This is a genomic window from Nonomuraea sp. NPDC049269 (assembly GCF_043197155.1).
Classification (GTDB): domain Bacteria; phylum Actinomycetota; class Actinomycetes; order Streptosporangiales; family Streptosporangiaceae; genus Nonomuraea.
Window position 1 is genome coordinate 1 of the sequence record NZ_JBICSO010000035.1, and the last position, 1,176, is coordinate 1,176.

At 56.5% G+C, this 1,176-nt stretch carries 1 rRNA gene; it reads right to left on the reverse strand.

From position 1 onward, the window contains the following. Positions 1 to 1,176 (reverse strand): 23S ribosomal RNA (locus ACGFNP_RS61055); the annotation flags it as partial.

Consider the following 1,176-nt stretch of genomic DNA (forward strand, 5'->3'; position numbering starts at 1 on the left):
TACGGGCCGCCACAACACTCACTAGAGGCTTTTCTCGGCAGCATAGGATCATCCACTTCACCACAATCGGCTCGGCATCACATCTCAGGATTAATACGAGGCGGATTTGCCTACCTCGCTCCCTACATGCTTACCCCAGGACAACCATCGCCTGGGCTGGACTACCTTCCTGCGTCACCCCATCGCTTACCTACTACCCGATCGGATCGAGCGTTCAGCCTCACCCCTAGTCCCGAAGGACATCAGAGGACTTAAGGACTCTTAGCATCACGAGGTTCGATATGGGCGCATTGAAGCGGGTACGGGAATATCAACCCGTTGTCCATCGACTACGCCTGTCGGCCTCGCCTTAGGTCCCGACTTACCCTGGGCGGATTAGCCTGCCCCAGGAACCCTTGGTCATCCGGCGCGAGGGTTTCTCACCCTCGATTCGCTACTCATGCCTGCATTCTCACTCGCACAGCCTCCACAGCTGGATCACTCCGCTGCTTCACCGGCTGCACGACGCTCCCCTACCCATCAACCCCACAAGTGAGGTCAATGCCACGACTTCGGCGGTGTACTTGAGCCCCGCTACATTGTCGGCGCGGAATCACTTGACCAGTGAGCTATTACGCACTCTTTCAAGGGTGGCTGCTTCTAAGCCAACCTCCTGGTTGTCTCTGCGACTCCACATCCTTTCCCACTTAGCACACGCTTAGGGGCCTTAGTCGGTGATCTGGGCTGTTTCCCTCTCGACTACGAACCTTATCGCCCGCAGTCTCACTGCCACGCTCTCACTTACCGGCATTCGGAGTTTGGCTGACGTCAGTAACCTTGTCGGGCCCATTAGCCATCCAGTGCTCTACCTCCGGCAAGAAACACGCGACGCTGCACCTAAATGCATTTCGGGGAGAACCAGCTATCACGGAGTTTGATTGGCCTTTCACCCCTACACACAGATCATCCCCCAGGTTTTCAACCCTGGTGGGTTCGGTCCTCCACCCAGTCTTACCTGAGCTTCAACCTGCCCATGCGTAGATCACTCCGCTTCGGGTCTACAGCATGCGACTCAAACGCCCTCTTCAGACTCGCTTTCGCTACGGCTCCCCCACACGGGTTAACCTCGCCACACACCATAACTCGCAGGCTCATTCTTCAAAAGGCACGCAGTCACATCACACAGAAGACGAATCC